We start from the raw sequence: 16,345 nt of genomic DNA, 5'->3' as shown, positions 1-16,345 counted from the left end.
GCGGATCAGACGCTCTCCCGCGAGAACCCGGGATCCGGGCTGGGGCGCTCGCCGGGAATGCCGTAGGAGTCGTTCGGGTCGGTGGGCACGGTGGGGTCGTACGGCGCGAAGGGGTCGTACGGGGTGACGCTCGGCCCGTCGGGGGCGGGGGGCAGCTCGGAGGAGGGGTCGGCGGGGACGTCGGAGGGGACGTCGGAGGGCGGGGGCTGCGGCGGGGCGGGCGGAACCGGCTCGTTCTGCGGAGCCTGCGGTTCCTGCGGACTCGGCGGGACCTGGGGGCTCTGCGGAATCTGCGGGGCCCGGGAGTTCGGCGGGCCGGGCGGGTTCGGCGGGCCGGGCGGCTTCTGCGGGCCGGGCGGGTTCAGCGGGTTCTGCGGCGCGCCCGACGGGGGCGCCGACGGCGGGGTGGTGCCTGCCGGGGCCGACTGGTCGGCGGGCGGGATGCCGTCGGCCGGGTCGTACGGGGGCGGCGCCTGGGGGCTCCTGTCCTGGGCCCCGCCGTCGCCGGTCTTGCGGTCGATCCAGGTGTTGTCGGCGGTGTTCGCGATGATCAGGCCGTCCAGCACGTGGGGGGTCGGTTCGATCACGATGACCTGGCTCGGCTGGTAGCCGTTCCACGGAGCGCCCTTGTCGACCGGGGCGCCCTTGGCGGCGCGCGGTGACTGGAGCGGGTTGCCGCAGGCGCAGCGGACCCTGGGCATGCCGTGGTCGTCGACGAGGACCGCGGTACCGGCCTGGAGGACGGCCTGGAAGGCGTTCGCGCGGCCGTCCTTGAAGCCGTGGCTGGTCACCCGGGTGTCGGCGCGCAGGACGACGGGGGTCAGGCCGCGCAGGAATTCCGGGATCTTCGCCCGTTCGGTGCGGGCGGCCTCGGCGAAGGCACCCGCCTTCGCGTTGTCGGCGGTGAGGAAGCCCGCCTGGCGTTCGATGTCGCAGCTGCCGACCCCGTGGGCGCCGCCGTAGAGGCCCGGGGTGGCTCCGCCGACGGTGCGGATGCCCTCGCCCGCCGGGTTCGGCGCGGGCGGTTGGGCCGGCGCGGATTCGGCGGCGGCGGTGGAGGCCGTGAAGGGGTCGGGGCCCGGGGCGGCGACCGGCTGGAGCAGGACGTCCTGGCTCTCGCGGGCGGCCGCGGGGCCGTCGTTTCCGGGGGTGGAGCCCGTGCAGGCCGTGGTGAGCAGGCCGAGGGCCACGAGGAGGGCGGCGCCCACCGCGGCGTGGCGGCCGGGTGGCCGGGGCGGGGTGCGGTGTGGCGGAGTCCGGTGGTCGTGCTGATCCGTCACGAGCTTCTCCCTATTTCCTTGTTCGCCCTGTTCCTCCCTCCTGTCTGCCGTATGCCCGGGGGTGTCGCAAGCGGAGCGCCGTCGACGCGGGCAACCCCGTCCGACAGTCTTGAACCTGTTCAAGAAACCCTCTACGCTCACGACTGCGAGTTGAACGCGTTCAAGCGTTCGGCCGTACGGGGGAGGGCGGTCCAGGATGACGGTGCTGGTGAACCTCATCGTCACCCTGGGCATGCTCTACGTCGTACCCGCCGGGCTGCGCCTCATCGACCCGGCCGGACTACGCCGCCTCGCCCGGTACTGGCCCCTCCTCGCCGCGCCCGGCGCGGTCTCGCTCTGGCTGCCGCGCGGCCCCGCGGCGGGCACGCTCGCCGCGCTCTACGCGGCGGGCACCCTGGCGCTCGCCCTGCGCGCACCCGTCCGGCTGGCCCGCACCCGTTCGCTCGCCCCGCCCGAGATCGCCGTCCTCACCGCGCTCACGGCGCCCTCCGTCGCCGGTACCGCCCTGGTCGCCGAGCGGACCGGGCACGGGCTCTTCGGTTTCGACCTGGAGATCCTCGCGCTGACCGTGCCGCACTTCCACTTCGCCGGATTCGCGGCCGCCCTGGTGGCCGGGCTGGTGTGCCGGGCCGCCGCGCCCGGGCCGTGGGCCCGCTGGGCGGCGTACAGCGTGCCCGGCGGAACGCTGCTGGTGCTCGCCGGGTACTTCGTCGACGACTGGGCAGAACTGGCGGGGGCCCTGGTCCTCACCTCCGGGATGTGGGCGGTGGCCCTGCTGACCTGGCGGCAGATCCGCGCCGACGCGCGCGATCGGTACACCCGGGCGCTGCTCAGCACCTCGGCCGCCGTCCTGGCCGTCACCATGCTGCTCGCCCTGTGGTGGGCGCTGGGCGAGGCCGGCGGCGTCCCGCACCCCACCTTGACCTGGATGGCCGCGACCCACGGCCTCGGAAACGCCCTCGGCTTCGCACTGTGCTCCGTGCTGGCCTGGCGCCGCCTGAAGGAGAGTCCCGCATGACCCGCATCATCAGCGAGGGCGCCCGCCCCCGGCAGGCGCAGGCCGCGGACCCGGACCGGGTCAACTACCCCGAACGCGGGGCCACCCGGGTGCGGCCGCTGCCCGCCGGATACCACCACCTCGGCCACCGGGTCCGGGTCGGCCGCGGCCGGGCCGCCTTCGAGGCCGCGGGCGCCGCCCTCACCACCTTCGGCCTGCACCGCGCCACGGGCATGCGGGTCCGCGCCGAGCACGGGGCCGTCCGGCCGGGCAGCCGGGTCGAGGTCGGCATCGGGCTCGGCCCGCTGCGGATCAGCGCGCCGTGCGAGGTGATCTGGACCGCGTACGAACCGGCCCGGGTGGGCTTCGCCTACGGGACCCTCGACGGGCATCCCGAGTGCGGCGAGGAATCGTTTCTGGTGGAGCTGGCCGAGGACGGCGCGGTCTGGTTCGCGGTCATCGCCTTCAGCCGACCCGGCGCCTGGTACACCCGGCTGGCCGGTCCACTGATCCCCGTCCTCCAGCTCGGCTACGCCCGGATGCTGGGCCGGACCCTGCGTTCGCTGGTCGCGCACACCTGACCGGCGGGCGGCCCGGGGGCGGGCGGTCCGGAGGCGGGTGTCGGCCGCGCGGCCGATACTGGGAGCGATGGACTGGTTCGTCGCACCCGGGTACTGGCTCGGCCGGCTGGTCTTCCAGCGGGCCCTGGCGGGCGTCTACGTCTGCGCCTTCGCGGGGGCCGCCCTCCAGTTCCGGGCGCTGATCGGCGCCCGCGGGATGCTCCCGGTCCCGCGGTACGTCCGGAACGTGCCCTTCCGCCGGGCCCCCAGCCTGTTCCAACTGCGTTACTCCGACCGGCTCTTCGCCTGCTGCGCCTGGACCGGAGCCGGGCTGGCGGCGGCGCTCGCCGCGGGTGCGGGGGACGCCGTACCGCTCGGCGCGGCGATGGCGATGTGGGCCCTGCTCTGGGCGCTGTACCTGTCGATCGTGAACGTCGGGCAGACCTGGTACTCCTTCGGCTGGGAGTCCCTGCTGCTGGAGGCGGGGTTCCTCGCGGTGTTCCTCGGCAACGCCCGGGTGGGGCCGCCGGTGCTGGTCCTGTGGCTGCTGCGCTGGGTGGTCTTCCGCGTGGAGTTCGGGGCGGGCCTGATCAAGCTGCGCGGGGACCCCTGCTGGCGGCGGCTGACCTGCCTGTACTTCCACCACGAGACACAGCCGATGCCTGGGCCGTTGAGCTGGTTCTTCCACCGGCTGCCTCGGCCGGTGCACCGGATCGAGTGCGCGGCGAACCACGTCACCCAACTGCTCGTGCCGGTGATGCTGTTCACCCCGCAGCCGGTGGCCTCCGTGGCGGCGGGGGTGATCGCGGCGACCCAGCTGTGGCTGGTGCTGTCGGGGAACTTCGCCTGGCTCAACTGGCTGACGATCGCGCTCGCGCTGTCCGCCGTGGACTTCACCGCGCTCACGGGCCCGCCGCCCGCCGCCGCGGCGCGCGCCGCCCCGCTCTGGTACGAGGTCGCGGTGTGCGCGCTGACCGCGCTGGTGCTGGTGCTGAGCCGGGGTCCGGTGCGGAACCTGCTGTCGCGGCGGCAGGTGATGAACCGCTCCTTCGACGCGCTCCATCTGGTCAATGCCTACGGGGCCTTCGGAACCGTCGGCCGGATCCGGGACGAGGTGGTCGTGGAGGGCACCGCGGATCCGGCGCCGCACCGGGACGGGGCGTGGCTGGAGTACGGGTTCAAGGGCAAACCGGGGCGGCCGGGGCGGTTGCCGCGCCAGTTCGCGCCGTACCACCTGAGGCTGGACTGGCTGATGTGGTTCGCCGCCCTCTCCCCCGGCTACGCCCGCGACTGGTTCGGACCCTTCGTGGAGCGGCTGCTGGCGGGCGACCGGGACACGCTGCGGCTGCTCGGCCACAATCCGTTCCCGGACGCCCCGCCGCTCTACGTCAGGGCGCGGCTGTACCGCTACCGCTTCACCACCTGGCGCGAACTGCGCGCCACCGGGGCCTGGTGGCAGCGCAGGCTGGTGGGCGAGTTCCTGCCGCCCACCCGGCTCGCGGACCCCGGCCCCGGCGCCGAATCCCCCGTGTAGGCCGTCCCTTGCGGATCGCACCCGGCCCGCGCGGCTCACCCGATCAGCGCGGCCTCCCGCTCCGCTCCGATGCCCGGCGCCGGGCGGTCGGGGCGCTGCGGGGCCGCTCCGCCGAGGCTCTCCAGCCAGCTCCAGGTGGCGGCCACGGTCTCCTCGACGGGACGGCACACGAGCCCCGCGGCCAGCGCCTTGGTGACGTCACCGCCGAACATGTAGTCGTGCAGCTCTCCTTCCGGGAGCCAGATGGGCAGTTCGGTCCACGGTTCGATCCCGGCGTCCCGGATCGGTTCCGCGGCGGTCCAGCGCAGGTCGGCCCGGCCGCCGGTGACGGCGGTGACGGCGTCGAGGAGCCCGCCCATCGTGGTGTGCCCGAGCGGCGAGACCAGGTTGTACGCTCCCCCGCGCCCGTCCCGCGCGGCGTCCAGGGTCCAGCGCGCGAGGTCGCGAACGTCGATGTACTGGAGCGGCAGTTCACGCGGGCCGGGGGCGAGCATGGGGCCGCCGCGGGCCGCCCGGTTCAGCCACCAGGGCAGCCGTCCGACGTTCTCGTAGGGGCCGATGATCAGTCCGGGGCGCACGAGCAGGGCGTGTTCCTCGCCGAAGGCGCCGACGGCCGCGAGTTCCCCGCCGCGCTTGTCCTGGGCGTAGCCCTGCGGCGCGGCGTCGGCCGAGCCCTCCACCACGGGGGCGCCCTCGCCGAGGCCGGGCGGGCTGGGGTAGGTGTACACGGACCGGCTGGATATGTAGGTGAAGTGCCCGACCCGCCCGTGCAGCAGCCGGGCCGCGTCACGGACCGCGGTGGGGGCGCCGCCCCAGGTGTCGACGGCCAGGTCCCACTCCCCGGCGGCCAAGGCCGTGAGTCCGCCGGCTTCGGTGCGGTCGCCGAGCAGGGAGGCGGTTCCCGGCGGCGGGGCATGGCGGCCCCGGTGGAAGACCGTCACCTCCCAGCCCCGCGCGAGGGCGTCCTCGGTGATCGCCCGGCCCACGTACTCGGTCCCGCCCAGCATCAGCAGTTTCATACCGGCCAGCCTGCCCGGCGGCCCTGGGGCGCGGAACCCTTGATCGCCAACAGCGATGACGCTGACGGCGTACGCGGGACGGGAACCCACGCGCCCCCGTCGCCGGTCGGCGCGGGGGCACGGTGCGGGCCGGTCAAGGCCGCGGGGTGTCGCGAGATGTCGCGGGGTGGGTCGCGAAGCGTGTCGCGGGCGGTCAGTCGATGCCGGGCAGGATGTGCGGCTCCGCCAGGTCCTCTTCGTACCCGGCGAGCCGGATCGGCGCGGACCGGGCCCACACCTCCAGGCTTCCGAGCTGGTCGGAGTGGGTGCGGGAACGGTACTCCGTCCGCTCCAGCAGTCCCTGGTCGTGCTTCGTCAGTTCTGGTGTCACCGCGCACTCCTTTTGTGTCGCGTAACCCGGCGGGCGTGCCGCTGCCGGGCAAGAAAAGGACATCCGGACGCGGTGGCGCCATGGCTTTCGATACGGAGCGTTGCCTTGGTGGGGCCGTCCGTGCGCTTCAGGGTACACATATGAGCGGAGGCCCGCTCGATGGAAAGGTAAAATCCACTTTAGACCTCTTGATTTCCCCCGGAATTCAGGACCTCGTCCGCCGCGACGACGGGTGGGGCTGCTCTGCTCGGCGGGATACCTGACGGATCGCGCGACGGGAGGAGCCCTGGTGCTGGAATCCGGGAAGCCGGTGGTGATCGGCTGCGTCGAGGAGCTGATGGACCTACTGCGCGCCTGCCGCGGGGCGTGGGACGCACCCGACCGCGGCGGGGACCCCGTCGATCTGCACGACCACGCGCTGCAGACCGCCGCACTGCTGCGGCGCTCCCACCCCTTCGACAAGGAGTTGCAGGTGGCGGGGCTGGTCCACGATCTGGGCCACCTGCTGTTCCCGGGGGACGACGCGGGGCACGCCCGGCACGGCGCGGAGGCGGTCCGGCCCCTGCTCGGCGCCCGGGTGACACGGCTGGTCCGGCTGCACGTGCCCGCGAAGCGTTATCTGGCGGCCGTGGAACCGGGGCGGGCGCTGTCCCCGCAGAGCGCGCTGACCCTGCGCGCGCAGGGCGGCGTGATGAGTCCGGCGGAGGCCGCGGCGTTCGCGGCGGATCCGGACGCGGCGGCCGCGGTCACCCTGCGCCAGGCCGACGACGCGGGCAAGGTCGTCGGGCTGGACGCGGGGGTGATGGAGGACTGGCGGCCGGTGCTGGAGCGGGTGGCGGCCGGGGCGTACGACCGCACGTCCTGAACGGACGGCCCTGGGCGGGAGGGACCGGACGTCCCCGACGGGCGGAGCCCCGGCGGCCCGGAGCGGGCGGAGCCCGGCGGCCCGGCTACCAGTTGCCGGGCGCGTAGTCCTTGAGGAAGACGCCGTAGAGGTCCTCGCCCGCCTCGCCGCGGACGATCGGGTCGTAGACCCGGGCCGCGCCGTCGACCAGGTCGAGCGGGGCATGGAAGCCCTCCTCCGCGAGCCGGACCTTGTCCGGGTGCGGGCGCTCGTCGGTGATCCAGCCGGTGTCGACCGCGGTCATCAGGATCTGGTCCGACTGGTACATCTCCTGGGCGCTGGTGCGCGTCAGCATGTTCAGCGCGGCCTTCGCCATGTTGGTGTGCGGGTGACCGGCGCCCTTGTAGCCGCGGCCGAAGACGCCTTCCATCGCGGAGACGTTGACCACGTAGCGGCGCCCGGCGGCGGCCGCGGCCATGGCCGGGCGCAGCTTGCTGATCAGGATGAACGGCGCGGTGGAGTTGCACAGCTGGACTTCGAGCAGCTCGATCGGGTCCACCTCGGACACCGTCTGGATCCAGCTGTTGGTGTCGTGCAGGTCCGGGACCAGGCCGCCCGCGTCGATGGCGGTACCTGCGGCGATCCGCTCCAGCGAGGCCGAGCCGGAGACCAGCGCCAGCTCGGTGACGTCCTGGGCGCTGAGCTTCTCGCCGTGGCCGCTGGGCAGGGCCGCGACCCGGTCGACGGTGCCACTGCCGAAGGTGCCGATGACCTCGGAGGCGGGCAGCTCGCCCGCGGGCAGCGGGGCGCTCTCGGCGGCGACCAGCTCGCTGTAGGCGCCCGGGGAGCGGCGTACGGTCTGCGCGGCGTTGTTGATCAGGATGTCGAGGGGGCCCTCGGCGGCGACCGAGTCGGCGAGCGCCACGACCTGGGCCGGGTCGCGCAGGTCGATGCCGACGATCTTCAGGCGGTGCAGCCACTCGTGGCTGTCGGGCATCGCCTTGAAGCGGCGGACCGCGTCGTTCGGGAAGCGGGTGGTGATGGTGGTGTGGGCGCCGTCGCGCAGCAGCCGCAGCGCGATGTACATGCCGATCTTGGCGCGGCCGCCGGTGAGCAGGGCGCGGCGGCCGGAGAGGTCGGTCCGGGCGTCGCGGCGCTCGCGGTTGAAGGCGGCGCAGTCCTGGCAGAGCTGGTGGTAGAAGGCGTCGACCTCGACGTAGCGCGTCTTGCAGACGTAGCAGGAGCGGGGGCGCTGGAGTATTCCGGCGACCGGGCCCCTCGTCGCGGCGCTCAGGGCGTTGCCCTGGGTCTCGTCGTCGATGCGGTCGGCCGAGCCGGTCGCGGTCGCCTCGGTGACGGCCTTGTCGTTGGCCGTCTTGGCGGCGCGGCGGTCCTGGCGGCGGCGCTGCTTGACCGTGCGGTAGATGCCCGCGGTGGCGCGGCGTACGGTGACGGCGTCGGGGTGATCGACGTCCAGCTTGTCCAGCTCGTCGAGCACTGCGAGGCAGACGGCCAGGCGCTCGGGGTCGATCCCCGGTCCGTACGTCTGGATGTCTTCGGTCACCGTCATGGCCGTTGCCGTTCCTCGATCAACTCGTCCGCGCCCGCGTGTCGCGAACTCTCCAAAAGGGAAACTGTACGGATCCCACGCGCCCGGAACCAAACCCGTTCCCCCTCTCCTGACGCACGGCGATCCGATCATCACGCTGCGCAGGCGAAGGCGACGTCCCGCCGGTTTCCCCGCCCAACCCCCTGGGCAGCCGCGGGCGGTCGTGCTACAGGCGCACGCCCAGGAGGGACGGAACACCCCGTGACGGGCGGGAGGACTACAGCTTTGCTACTCCTGTACTACTCAAGGAGTACAGGCGATCACCACCTGTGGGACGAGGAATACTCAAGTCGAACCAGGCATTGTGGCCGACATGAGTGCCCTCGCCGTGTCAGTCCTCCTCTGCCTTGTCTCCGCGCTCGCCTACGCCGCCGGTGCCATCGTGCAGGAGCGCGTGGCGGCGGGCGGCGACGAGCGGCAGCACTACGCGCCGCTGGCCCGGAGCGGCTGGTGGCTGGCCGTCGCACTGAACGGGCTCGGCGCGCTGCTGCACGTGGCGGCGCTGGCCTACGGCCCGCTGAGCCTGGTCCAGCCGCTGGGCGCGCTCACGATCGTCTTCGCCCTGCCGCTGGCCGCCGTCTTCGTCGGCCGCCGCTCGGGCACGGCCGCCTGGCGCGGGGCGGTGCTGGCCACGGTGGGACTGGCCGGGCTGCTGGCGCTGACCGGTGGTGACGGGCGCGCGGAGCAGACCCTGTCGGGCGGCGAGCGCAGTCTGCTGCTGACCGTGACGGCCGCGCTGGCGGCGGCCCTGCTCCTGGCGGCCCACCGGGTGCCCCGGGCGGTCATGCGCAGCGTGCTGCTGGCGGCCGCGGCCGGTACCGCCTTCGGCATGGCCTCGGTGTTCACCAAGTCGGTGGCCGAAGGCGTCGAACGGGGCGCCGTGTTCGGCCAGGCCTCGCAGCTGGCCTCCATCGCCGCACTGGCGGCGGCCGGGCTGCTGCTGTCCCAGGCGGCCTACCGGGGCGCCGGGCTGACCGCGCCGCTGGCTACGGTGACGGTGGTCAATCCGGTGGTCGCGGCGGGCGTCGGCATCTGGCTGTTCGGCGAGAGCTTCCGCTACGGCGCCCTCGGCACGGTGGCCGCGCTGCTGAGCGCGGCGGTCGCCGCGGCGGGCCTGGTGCTGCTCACGGTCGTTCCGCCCGGCGCTCGGGTGCCCTCCGGCGACGCGGCGCCCGCCGACGCGGACTTCGCGTCGGCGGAGGCCGCCGGATCCGCGGCGGGCTTCGCGGGTGCGGAGCCCTCAGACGTCCACGCCGTGCCCGCGCAGGTAGGCCAGCGGGTCCACGTCCGTGCCGTAGCCGGGCCCGGTCCGGATCTCGAAGTGCAGGTGCGGTCCGGTGGTGTTGCCGGTCGAGCCGGAGCGGCCGATCCGCGTTCCCCCGCTCACCTGCTGACCGGCTTTGACACCGAGCGCCGAGAGGTGCGCGTACTGCGAGTACCGGCCGTCGGTGTGCCGGATGACGACCTGGTAGCCGTAGGCGCCCGCCCAGCCCGCCGAGACGACCTCGCCGGGGGCGACGGCCTTGACGGCGGTGCCGGTCGACACCGGGAAATCGACGCCCGTGTGGTATCCGCTGGACCATGAGGAACCCGCGACGCGGTAGGCCGTGCCGAGGCCCCCGTCGACGGGCGCGACGAACGTTCCCGAGGCGGACGCGGGCTTCGGCTTGGCCGCCGCCGATTCGACGGGCTTGACCGGATCGGCGGTCCGCGGCGGCTTCTCCGGAGAGGGCGCGGGCGGCTTCACGGCCGCGGGCGGCGGGGTATTGGCGGGCGGCGGGGTGACCGGCGCGGCCGTGACCCGCAGGGTGAGCCGCTGACCCGGGAAGATCATGTCGGGGTCGGCGCCGACGGCGGTCCGGTTGGTCTCGTAGAGCGCCTGCCAGCCGCCTTCGACGTGCTGGCCCTGGGCGATGCCCGAGAGGGAGTCGCCCCGCACGACGACGTACGGGTTCGCGGCGACCGGGCTCCCGGTCGGGGCGGCCGACGCGCTCTGGTTCGCGACGGGTGCGGCCTGCGCGGTCTGCGGCTTCGCCGCCCGCGGCTGTGCGGGGGTCTTCGTCTGCGCCTTCGCCGCCGCGGGCTGCACGTCCGGGGTCACCGCCGGTGTACCGCCGCTGCGGCTCAGACCCGCTTCCTTGGAGCAGACGGGCCAGGCCTGCGGACCCTGCGAGCCGAGCACCTTCTCGGCGACCGCGATCTGCTGGTCCTTGGTCGCCAGGTCGGCGCGGGCGGCGTACGAGGTACCGCCGAAGGCGCGCCAGGTGCTCTGGGTGAACTGGAGCCCGCCGTAATAGCCGTTGCCCGTGTTGATGTGCCAGTTGTGCGTGGACTCGCAGGCCGCGACCTTGTCCCAGGTGTCGACGGAAGCCGCGTGCGCGGCTCCGACGCCGATGAAGGGCAGGGCGATTCCGGCGCCGCCCGCGGTCACCACCAACGAGGCCCGGTTGATGGTGCTTGGCTGGTACCGGCGGTGCCGGGCCCGTGCGCCCATGGGAGCCCCCTTGAAGACATCAGGAACCGCACAACCTAACGTCACGGCCGGGACCTGACAAGTGGCGCAACACCGCGCACAGCAAGGGCCGTTGAGGTGATCTCGACGGGTAGGAGATCTATAAGGGTGTGTCCCGATGTAGCGTCGGCGGTCCCGCGTGAAAGCGTCGGCACGACGGCGCGCCGCGGCGCACGGAACGACGGACCGGAACCCCGCACCTCGCACCTCGCACCTCGCACCCGCACCCGCACCCGCACCCCGACGACACCAGGAGCACACGCATGAGCAGCACGGCCCAGATCGGCGTCACCGGGCTCGCGGTGATGGGCAGCAACCTCGCCCGCAACTTCGCCCGGAACGGCTACACCACGGCCGTCCACAACCGCACCGCCTCGAAGACCCGGGCCCTGGTGGAGGAATTCGGCCACGAGGGCACGTTCATCGCCGCCGAGTCCGCCAAGGAGTTCGCCGACGCGCTGGAGCGCCCCCGGCGCCTCGTCATCATGGTCAAGGCCGGGGAGCCGACCGACGCGGTGATCCACGAGTTCGCGCCGCTGCTGGAGCCGGGCGACGTGATCATCGACGGCGGGAACGCGCACTTCGAAGACACCCGGCGCCGTGAGCGCGAGCTGCGCGAGCAGGGCATCCACTTCGTGGGCGTGGGCATCTCCGGCGGTGAGGAGGGCGCGCTGCTCGGGCCGAGCATCATGCCCGGCGGCTCGCCGGAGTCGTGGGAGGCCCTGGGCCCGATGCTGGAGAAGATCTCCGCCAAGGCCGCCGACGGCACGCCCTGCACCTCGCACATGGGTCCCGACGGCGCGGGCCACTTCGTGAAGATGGTGCACAACGGCATCGAGTACGCCGACATGCAGCTGATCGCGGAGGCCTACCACCTGCTGCGCGAGGTCGCCGGCTACTCCCCCGCACGGATCGCGGAGACCTTCCGCGAATGGAACCGGGGGCGGCTGGACTCCTACCTGATCGAGATCACGGCGGTGGTGCTCGCCCACACGGACGCCGCGACCGGGCGTCCCTACGTCGACGTGGTCGCCGACGCGGCCGAGCAGAAGGGCACCGGCCGCTGGACCGTGCAGATCGCCCTGGACCTCGGGGTTCCGGTGTCCGGGATCGCCGAGGCCGTCTTCGCCCGCGCCGTCTCCGGCCACGGGGAGCTGCGCGCCGCCTCACGGACGCTCGCGGGCCCGGTTGCGGCCGCCCTCGCGCCGGAGGAGGCGGACGCGTTCGCCGCCCGGGTGGAGCAGGCCCTGTACGCATCCAAGATCGTCTCGTACACCCAGGGCTTCCACCAGATCCAGGCCGGCAGCGAGGAGTACGGCTGGGGCGTGGACCCGGGCGCCGTGGCCTCGCTGTGGCGGGGCGGCTGCATCATCCGGGCGGCTTTCCTGGACCGGATCCGGGCCGCGTACGACGCCCGGCCGGACCTGCCGAGCCTGCTGGCCGACGAGCGGTTCGCGCAGGAGATCGGCGCGGCTCAGGACGACTGGCGGGCGGTGCTGGCGACCGCCGTCGGCCAGGGCGTACCGGTGCCCGCCTTCGCGGCCTCGCTGGCGTACTACGACGCGCTGCGGGCGGAGCGGCTCCCCGCCGCCCTGACGCAGGGCCAGCGGGACTACTTCGGGGCGCACACCTACCGGCGTACGGACCGCGAGGGCTCGTTCCACACCCTCTGGAGCGGCGACCGCTCAGAGGTCCGCACCGACTGACCCGGCGGACCGGCCCGTCGGCGCGGACGCTGCGGGCGGTACCGCCGACGGCGCCGCCGAAGAATCAGCCGAGGGGTCCGGGCTGCGGGAGCGGCGCGGGCCCCGGGGGCGGCGGGACCGGGTCGGGCTCGGGAACGGGCCCGGGGACCGGCGGCGCGGGCCGGGGCGGCGCGGGCACGGGGTCGGGGGTTCCCGGGCCGGGCCTCCCCGGGTCCGGGGTTCCCGGGTCGGGCACGCCGGGGCCGGGCCAGGGCGCCGGGAACGGGTCCGGCGTCGTCGGTTCCGGGACGGCCGGGTCCGGTACCCCGGGTTCCGGGATCGGCTCGATATCGCCGCGGGGCGGGGCGGGGAACGGGTTCGGGGGCCGCCGGGAGCTCTGGACCTCTACGTTTCGCACCATACGGCCCACCTTCCCGCGATACCGGCCCCTATGCCCGCCGGAGCGCTTCCACCGCCGCGGCCAGGCCGATCGCGGGGCTGGCGAGCACCGGAACGTTCGTGCGTACGAGGTCCACCGCCCCCGCCATCGAGGCCTGGGCCAGCACGATCACGTCCGCGCCCGTCACCGCGTCCGCCGCCGCGGCCACCCGGGCGAGGTACCCGGCGTCGTCGCCCGCCTCGAACCGCTCCCAGGCTCCCTCGACCACCCGCGGCAGCAGGGCCGCGGTCGCCGCGTACCCGGGCCGCTCCCGGCCGAGGGCGGCGGCCTCCTCCTCCAGCAGGGCCAGGGTCGGGGCCAGGGTGCTCTCCACCGCGGCGAGGACCGCGACGCGGGAGCCCCCGCGGACGGCCGCCGCGGCCATGGGCCGGTCGACCCGCAGGACCGCGCGGCCCAGCGCCGGGGCGAGGGCCTCGGCGACCGCGCCGATGGTGGAGCAGGTGCAGAGCGCCGGCCCCCGGTCCGCACCGTCCGCGGCTCGCGCACCGAGCAGGGCCGCGATCTGGGCCGCCACCGCCTCGGGTCCGGCCGCGCGGGCCCGTTCCAGCAGCCCCGGCTCCACGATGTGGCGCAGCCCGACCCCGGGGTGGTTCCGGTCGCGCAGCGCCTCGAAGGCGGGGACGTGCACCGCGGACGTGTGGAGCAGGGTCAGCGTGCCCGCCCCGCTCACCAGAGGTCCGGGTCCGTGTCCAGCTGCCGCTTCGCCGCTTCCACCGCCTCGGCGGGGGGCTGCGGCGCCTCGTCGGGGTGCCGGGCGGCCCAGCTCGCGGCATACGGGCAGAGCGCGACCACGGCCACCTTCTCGGCGGCCGCGATCGCGTAGAAGGCGCGGACGAGGTCCCCGGCGATGCCGCGGCCCTCGTGGCCCGGCTCGACCACCGTGTGCACGGCGACCAGGGCGCCCGCCGACGGTCCGGCGGAGAGCACGAAGTAGGCGATCCCCCCGACCAGGTCCGCGCCGTCGTGGGCCTCCAGGCGCCCGGCGGCGCGCAGGTCCCTGATGTCGATCGCCATGGGTGGTCTCCTTCGTCGGATCGTCAGATGGCTGTCGCGTGCGGGCTGCGCCGCTGGTCCGTCCCCGGCACCGGGGCGGCCGGGTCCGTACCCAGTTCGATGATCCGGTTGTCCCCGTCGACGTGCACGACGCGCGGGACGAAGGCCCGCGCCTCGGCGTCCTCGAACTGGGCGTAGCTGATGAGGATCACCAGGTCCCCGGGGTGCACCAGATGGGCGGCGGCCCCGTTGATCCCGATCACTCCCGAGCCGCGCTCGCCCTCGATGACGTACGTCTCCAGCCGGGCGCCGTTGTCGATGTCGACGATGTGCACGAGCTCTCCGGGCAGCAGGTCCGCCGCCTCCATGAGATCGGCGTCGATCGTGACGGATCCGACGTAGTGCAGGTCGGCCTGGGTGACGGTGGCCCGGTGGATCTTGGACTTGAACAGGGTTCGCAGCACTGAGCGCTCCTAGATTACGGCTCCCTGCCTGCTTTCTGCAGGTCAAGGGCGTCAACCACTCTACAACGACCCGGATTTCGGCAGACTTCGCTCGTGTCGTCCCGGTATCGGCGGCCCCGGGCGCCGCGACGGGATCAGGCTACGGAACCCCTCACGGGCGCGCACCGAGAGCCCCGTCACGTGACGGCCCCCGGCGCCCCTCGGGCCGCGGTGCGGACGAAGGCTCCCGCGCGGGCCGCGGCGGCGGCCGCGGCGGCCGCGCGGTCGGCCGCCGCGGCGTCCAGCGGGGCGGCCGTGGTCAGGAGGCGGTAGTAGAGGGGGGCGGAGACCGCGCGGACGACCTCCTCAGGGTCCGTGTCCGGCGGCAGTTCGCCCCGCACGACGGCCTGTTCGACACAGGGGACCCACTCCGCGACCCGCACCGCGTAGAAGCGGTGCAGGGCCGCGGCGGTGCGCGGGTCGGTGGCGGCGGCCGCGATCACGGCCCTGAACAGGGGCCCTTGGCGCGGGTCGGTCAGGGTCCGCGCCACGAGCGCGGCATTGGCGCGCAGGTCGCCTTCCAGCGATCCGCTCTCGGTGCGCGGCAGGGACTGCTCGGCCATCTCCGCGAGGAGGTCCGCCACCAGTCCCGCCGGAGTGCCCCAGCGGCGGTAGACCGTCGTCTTGCCGACGTCCGCGCGGCGGGCGACCTCGGCCAGGTCGAGCCGGTCGAACCCGGCTTCGGCCAGCAGGTCGCCCGCCGCCCGCAGGACGGCGCTCCGGACGCGGGCCGTGCGTCCGCCGGGCCGCACGGTGCCCGGGTCCATCTCCTCAGCCGTCATAACGGTTCTCCGGTTCCATTAGCGCCACACCCCTGCTACCTTGAGGACAGCTTAACGGGTCAGGCGTCCCATTAATATCCCATCATGCCTCGAAGGAGTCCGTCATGGAATACAGGCAGCTCGGTGCGTCCGGTCTCGACGTGCCGGTCCTCAGCTTCGGCGCCGCAACGTTCGGCGGCAGCGGCCCGCTGTTCGGTGCCTGGGGGGACACCGGAATCCGCGAGGCGCGCCGGATGGTCGACATCGCCCTCGACGCGGGAGTGACGCTGTTCGACACCGCCGACGTGTACTCGGCCGGCGCCTCGGAGACCGTACTCGGCGAGGCTCTCCAAGGGCGCCGCGACCGGGTGCTGATCTCGACGAAGGCGGGCCTGCCCATGGGCGACGGCCCGGGCGAGGCAGGCACGTCCGGCGTCCGTCTGGTGCGGGCCACGGAAGACGCCCTGCGGCGGCTCGGCACCGACCGCATCGACCTCTTCCAGCTGCACGCCTTCGACGCGTCCGTACCGGTCGAAGAGGTTCTGGAGGCCCTGGACGGGCTCGTCCGGGACGGCAAGATCCGCCATGTCGGAGTCTCCAACTTCGCGGGCTGGCAGCTGATGAAGTCGCTCGCCGCGGCCGACCGGCACGGCTTCCCCCGCTACGTCGCCCACCAGGTCTACTACTCGCTCGTCGGCCGCGACTACGAGTGGGACCTCATGCCCCTCGGCCACGACCAGGGCGTCGGCGCCCTCGTATGGAGCCCGCTGGGCTGGGGACGCCTCACCGGCAGGATCCGGCGCGGCAGCCCGCTGCCGACCGGGAGCCGACTGCACCGGACGGCCGACTACGGACCGCCGGTGGACGAAGCCCTGCTGTACGACGTGGTCGACGCCCTGGACGAGGTGGCCCGGGAGACCGGGCGGACGGTGCCCCAGGTCGCCCTGAACTGGCTGGTCCAGCGCCCGACGGTGGCCTCGGTCATCATCGGCGCCCGCGACGAGGAGCAGCTGCGCCAGAACATCGGCGCCGTCGGCTGGTCGCTGACCCCCGAGCAGATCACCCGCCTCGACACCGCCAGCCACCGCCCCGCCCCCTACCCGCACTTCCCGTACGAACGCCAGGAAGCCTTCGCCCGCCTCAACCCGCCGCTGCTCGGCACGGCGCACTGACACCGGCGGCGGTGATCAGCTGGCGGGGCGGGCACAGGGCGTGAGC

Annotated in this window: 15 protein-coding genes and 1 pseudogene; 7 read left to right on the top strand and 9 right to left on the bottom strand. The window is 74.1% G+C overall.

The window, feature by feature from the left end:
- Nucleotides 1-5 precede the first annotated feature (5 nt).
- Nucleotides 6-1,280: a DUF6777 domain-containing protein gene (locus QMF80_RS18525; RefSeq protein WP_283454675.1), complete on the bottom strand. Its 1,275-nt coding sequence runs from the start codon at nucleotides 1,278-1,280 to the stop codon at nucleotides 6-8.
- 196 nt (nucleotides 1,281-1,476) lie between these two features.
- On the opposite strand from QMF80_RS18525, the gene QMF80_RS18520 reads away from it, so the two are divergent.
- The 3 genes from QMF80_RS18520 (at nucleotide 1,477) to QMF80_RS18510 (ending at nucleotide 4,371) form a co-directional block, all read left to right on the top strand.
- Entirely contained in the window at nucleotides 1,477-2,298 is an 822-nt protein-coding gene (locus tag QMF80_RS18520; RefSeq protein ID WP_283454673.1) for a YndJ family protein, read from the top strand.
- Nucleotides 2,295-2,858, top strand: a complete 564-nt coding sequence (locus QMF80_RS18515) for a DUF1990 domain-containing protein (protein WP_283454671.1) — start codon at nucleotides 2,295-2,297, stop codon at nucleotides 2,856-2,858. The genes QMF80_RS18520 and QMF80_RS18515 overlap by 4 nt, the downstream gene beginning before the upstream one ends.
- Before the next feature lie 67 nt (nucleotides 2,859-2,925).
- On the top strand, nucleotides 2,926-4,371 hold the full coding sequence (locus QMF80_RS18510) for a lipase maturation factor family protein (protein WP_283454669.1): 1,446 nt from the start codon (nucleotides 2,926-2,928) through the stop codon (nucleotides 4,369-4,371).
- 35 nt (nucleotides 4,372-4,406) lie between these two features.
- Here the strand turns inward: QMF80_RS18510 and QMF80_RS18505 are convergent, their stop codons facing one another.
- Complete coding sequence (locus tag QMF80_RS18505) at nucleotides 4,407-5,390, bottom strand: NAD-dependent epimerase/dehydratase family protein (RefSeq protein ID WP_283454667.1); 984 nt, start codon at nucleotides 5,388-5,390, stop codon at nucleotides 4,407-4,409.
- Between the two features lie 193 nt (nucleotides 5,391-5,583).
- Nucleotides 5,584-5,760: a hypothetical protein gene (locus QMF80_RS18500; RefSeq protein WP_283454665.1), complete on the bottom strand. Its 177-nt coding sequence runs from the start codon at nucleotides 5,758-5,760 to the stop codon at nucleotides 5,584-5,586.
- A gap of 337 nt (nucleotides 5,761-6,097) precedes the next feature.
- Between QMF80_RS18500 and QMF80_RS18495 the strand changes: the two genes are divergently transcribed.
- Entirely contained in the window at nucleotides 6,098-6,625 is a 528-nt protein-coding gene (locus tag QMF80_RS18495) for an HD domain-containing protein (RefSeq protein WP_502962878.1), read from the top strand.
- Nucleotides 6,626-6,710: 85 nt separating this feature from the next.
- On the opposite strand, the gene QMF80_RS18490 is transcribed toward QMF80_RS18495, so the two are convergent.
- On the bottom strand, nucleotides 6,711-8,174 hold the full coding sequence (locus tag QMF80_RS18490) for an SDR family NAD(P)-dependent oxidoreductase (protein ID WP_283454663.1): 1,464 nt from the start codon (nucleotides 8,172-8,174) through the stop codon (nucleotides 6,711-6,713).
- Nucleotides 8,175-8,526: 352 nt separating this feature from the next.
- On the opposite strand from QMF80_RS18490, the pseudogene QMF80_RS18485 reads away from it, so the two are divergent.
- Nucleotides 8,527-9,315: pseudogene (locus tag QMF80_RS18485) on the top strand (DMT family transporter); the annotation flags it as partial.
- A gap of 138 nt (nucleotides 9,316-9,453) precedes the next feature.
- Here the strand turns inward: QMF80_RS18485 and QMF80_RS18480 are convergent.
- Nucleotides 9,454-10,707 carry a transglycosylase family protein gene (locus QMF80_RS18480; RefSeq protein WP_283454660.1) on the bottom strand — a complete coding sequence of 418 codons (1,254 nt, stop codon included), beginning with the start codon at nucleotides 10,705-10,707 and terminating at the stop codon, nucleotides 9,454-9,456.
- A 281-nt stretch (nucleotides 10,708-10,988) separates the two neighbouring features.
- Between QMF80_RS18480 and gnd the strand changes: the two genes are divergently transcribed.
- Nucleotides 10,989-12,431 carry an NADP-dependent phosphogluconate dehydrogenase gene (gene gnd, locus QMF80_RS18475; protein ID WP_283454658.1) on the top strand — a complete coding sequence of 481 codons (1,443 nt, stop codon included), beginning with the start codon at nucleotides 10,989-10,991 and terminating at the stop codon, nucleotides 12,429-12,431.
- A gap of 428 nt (nucleotides 12,432-12,859) precedes the next feature.
- Here the strand turns inward: gnd and QMF80_RS18470 are convergent, their stop codons facing one another.
- The 4 genes from QMF80_RS18470 to QMF80_RS18455 form a co-directional block, all read right to left on the bottom strand.
- Entirely contained in the window at nucleotides 12,860-13,540 is a 681-nt protein-coding gene (locus QMF80_RS18470; protein ID WP_283454656.1) for an arylsulfatase, read from the bottom strand.
- Nucleotides 13,537-13,884, bottom strand: a complete 348-nt coding sequence (locus QMF80_RS18465; RefSeq protein ID WP_283454653.1) for a GNAT family N-acetyltransferase — start codon at nucleotides 13,882-13,884, stop codon at nucleotides 13,537-13,539. Before QMF80_RS18465 ends, QMF80_RS18470 begins: the two co-directional genes overlap by 4 nt.
- A 23-nt stretch (nucleotides 13,885-13,907) precedes the next feature.
- Complete coding sequence (gene panD / locus QMF80_RS18460) at nucleotides 13,908-14,327, bottom strand: aspartate 1-decarboxylase (RefSeq protein WP_283454651.1); 420 nt, start codon at nucleotides 14,325-14,327, stop codon at nucleotides 13,908-13,910.
- A 176-nt stretch (nucleotides 14,328-14,503) separates the two neighbouring features.
- Entirely contained in the window at nucleotides 14,504-15,148 is a 645-nt protein-coding gene (locus tag QMF80_RS18455; protein ID WP_283454648.1) for a TetR/AcrR family transcriptional regulator, read from the bottom strand.
- A gap of 104 nt (nucleotides 15,149-15,252) precedes the next feature.
- Here QMF80_RS18455 and QMF80_RS18450 point away from each other — a divergent pair, with 104 nt between their 5' ends.
- A complete protein-coding gene (locus QMF80_RS18450; RefSeq protein WP_283454646.1) occupies nucleotides 15,253-16,299 on the top strand; it encodes an aldo/keto reductase in 1,047 nt (348 codons plus the stop codon).
- The last annotated feature ends 46 nt before the right edge of the window (nucleotides 16,300-16,345 follow it).

Origin of the sequence: Streptomyces sp. G-G2, from assembly GCF_030063135.1 — a bacterium.
Lineage (GTDB): Bacteria > Actinomycetota > Actinomycetes > Streptomycetales > Streptomycetaceae > Streptomyces.
The sequence above is the reverse complement of the archived record's forward strand: the minus strand, read 5'-3'. Positions and strand labels throughout refer to the sequence as shown.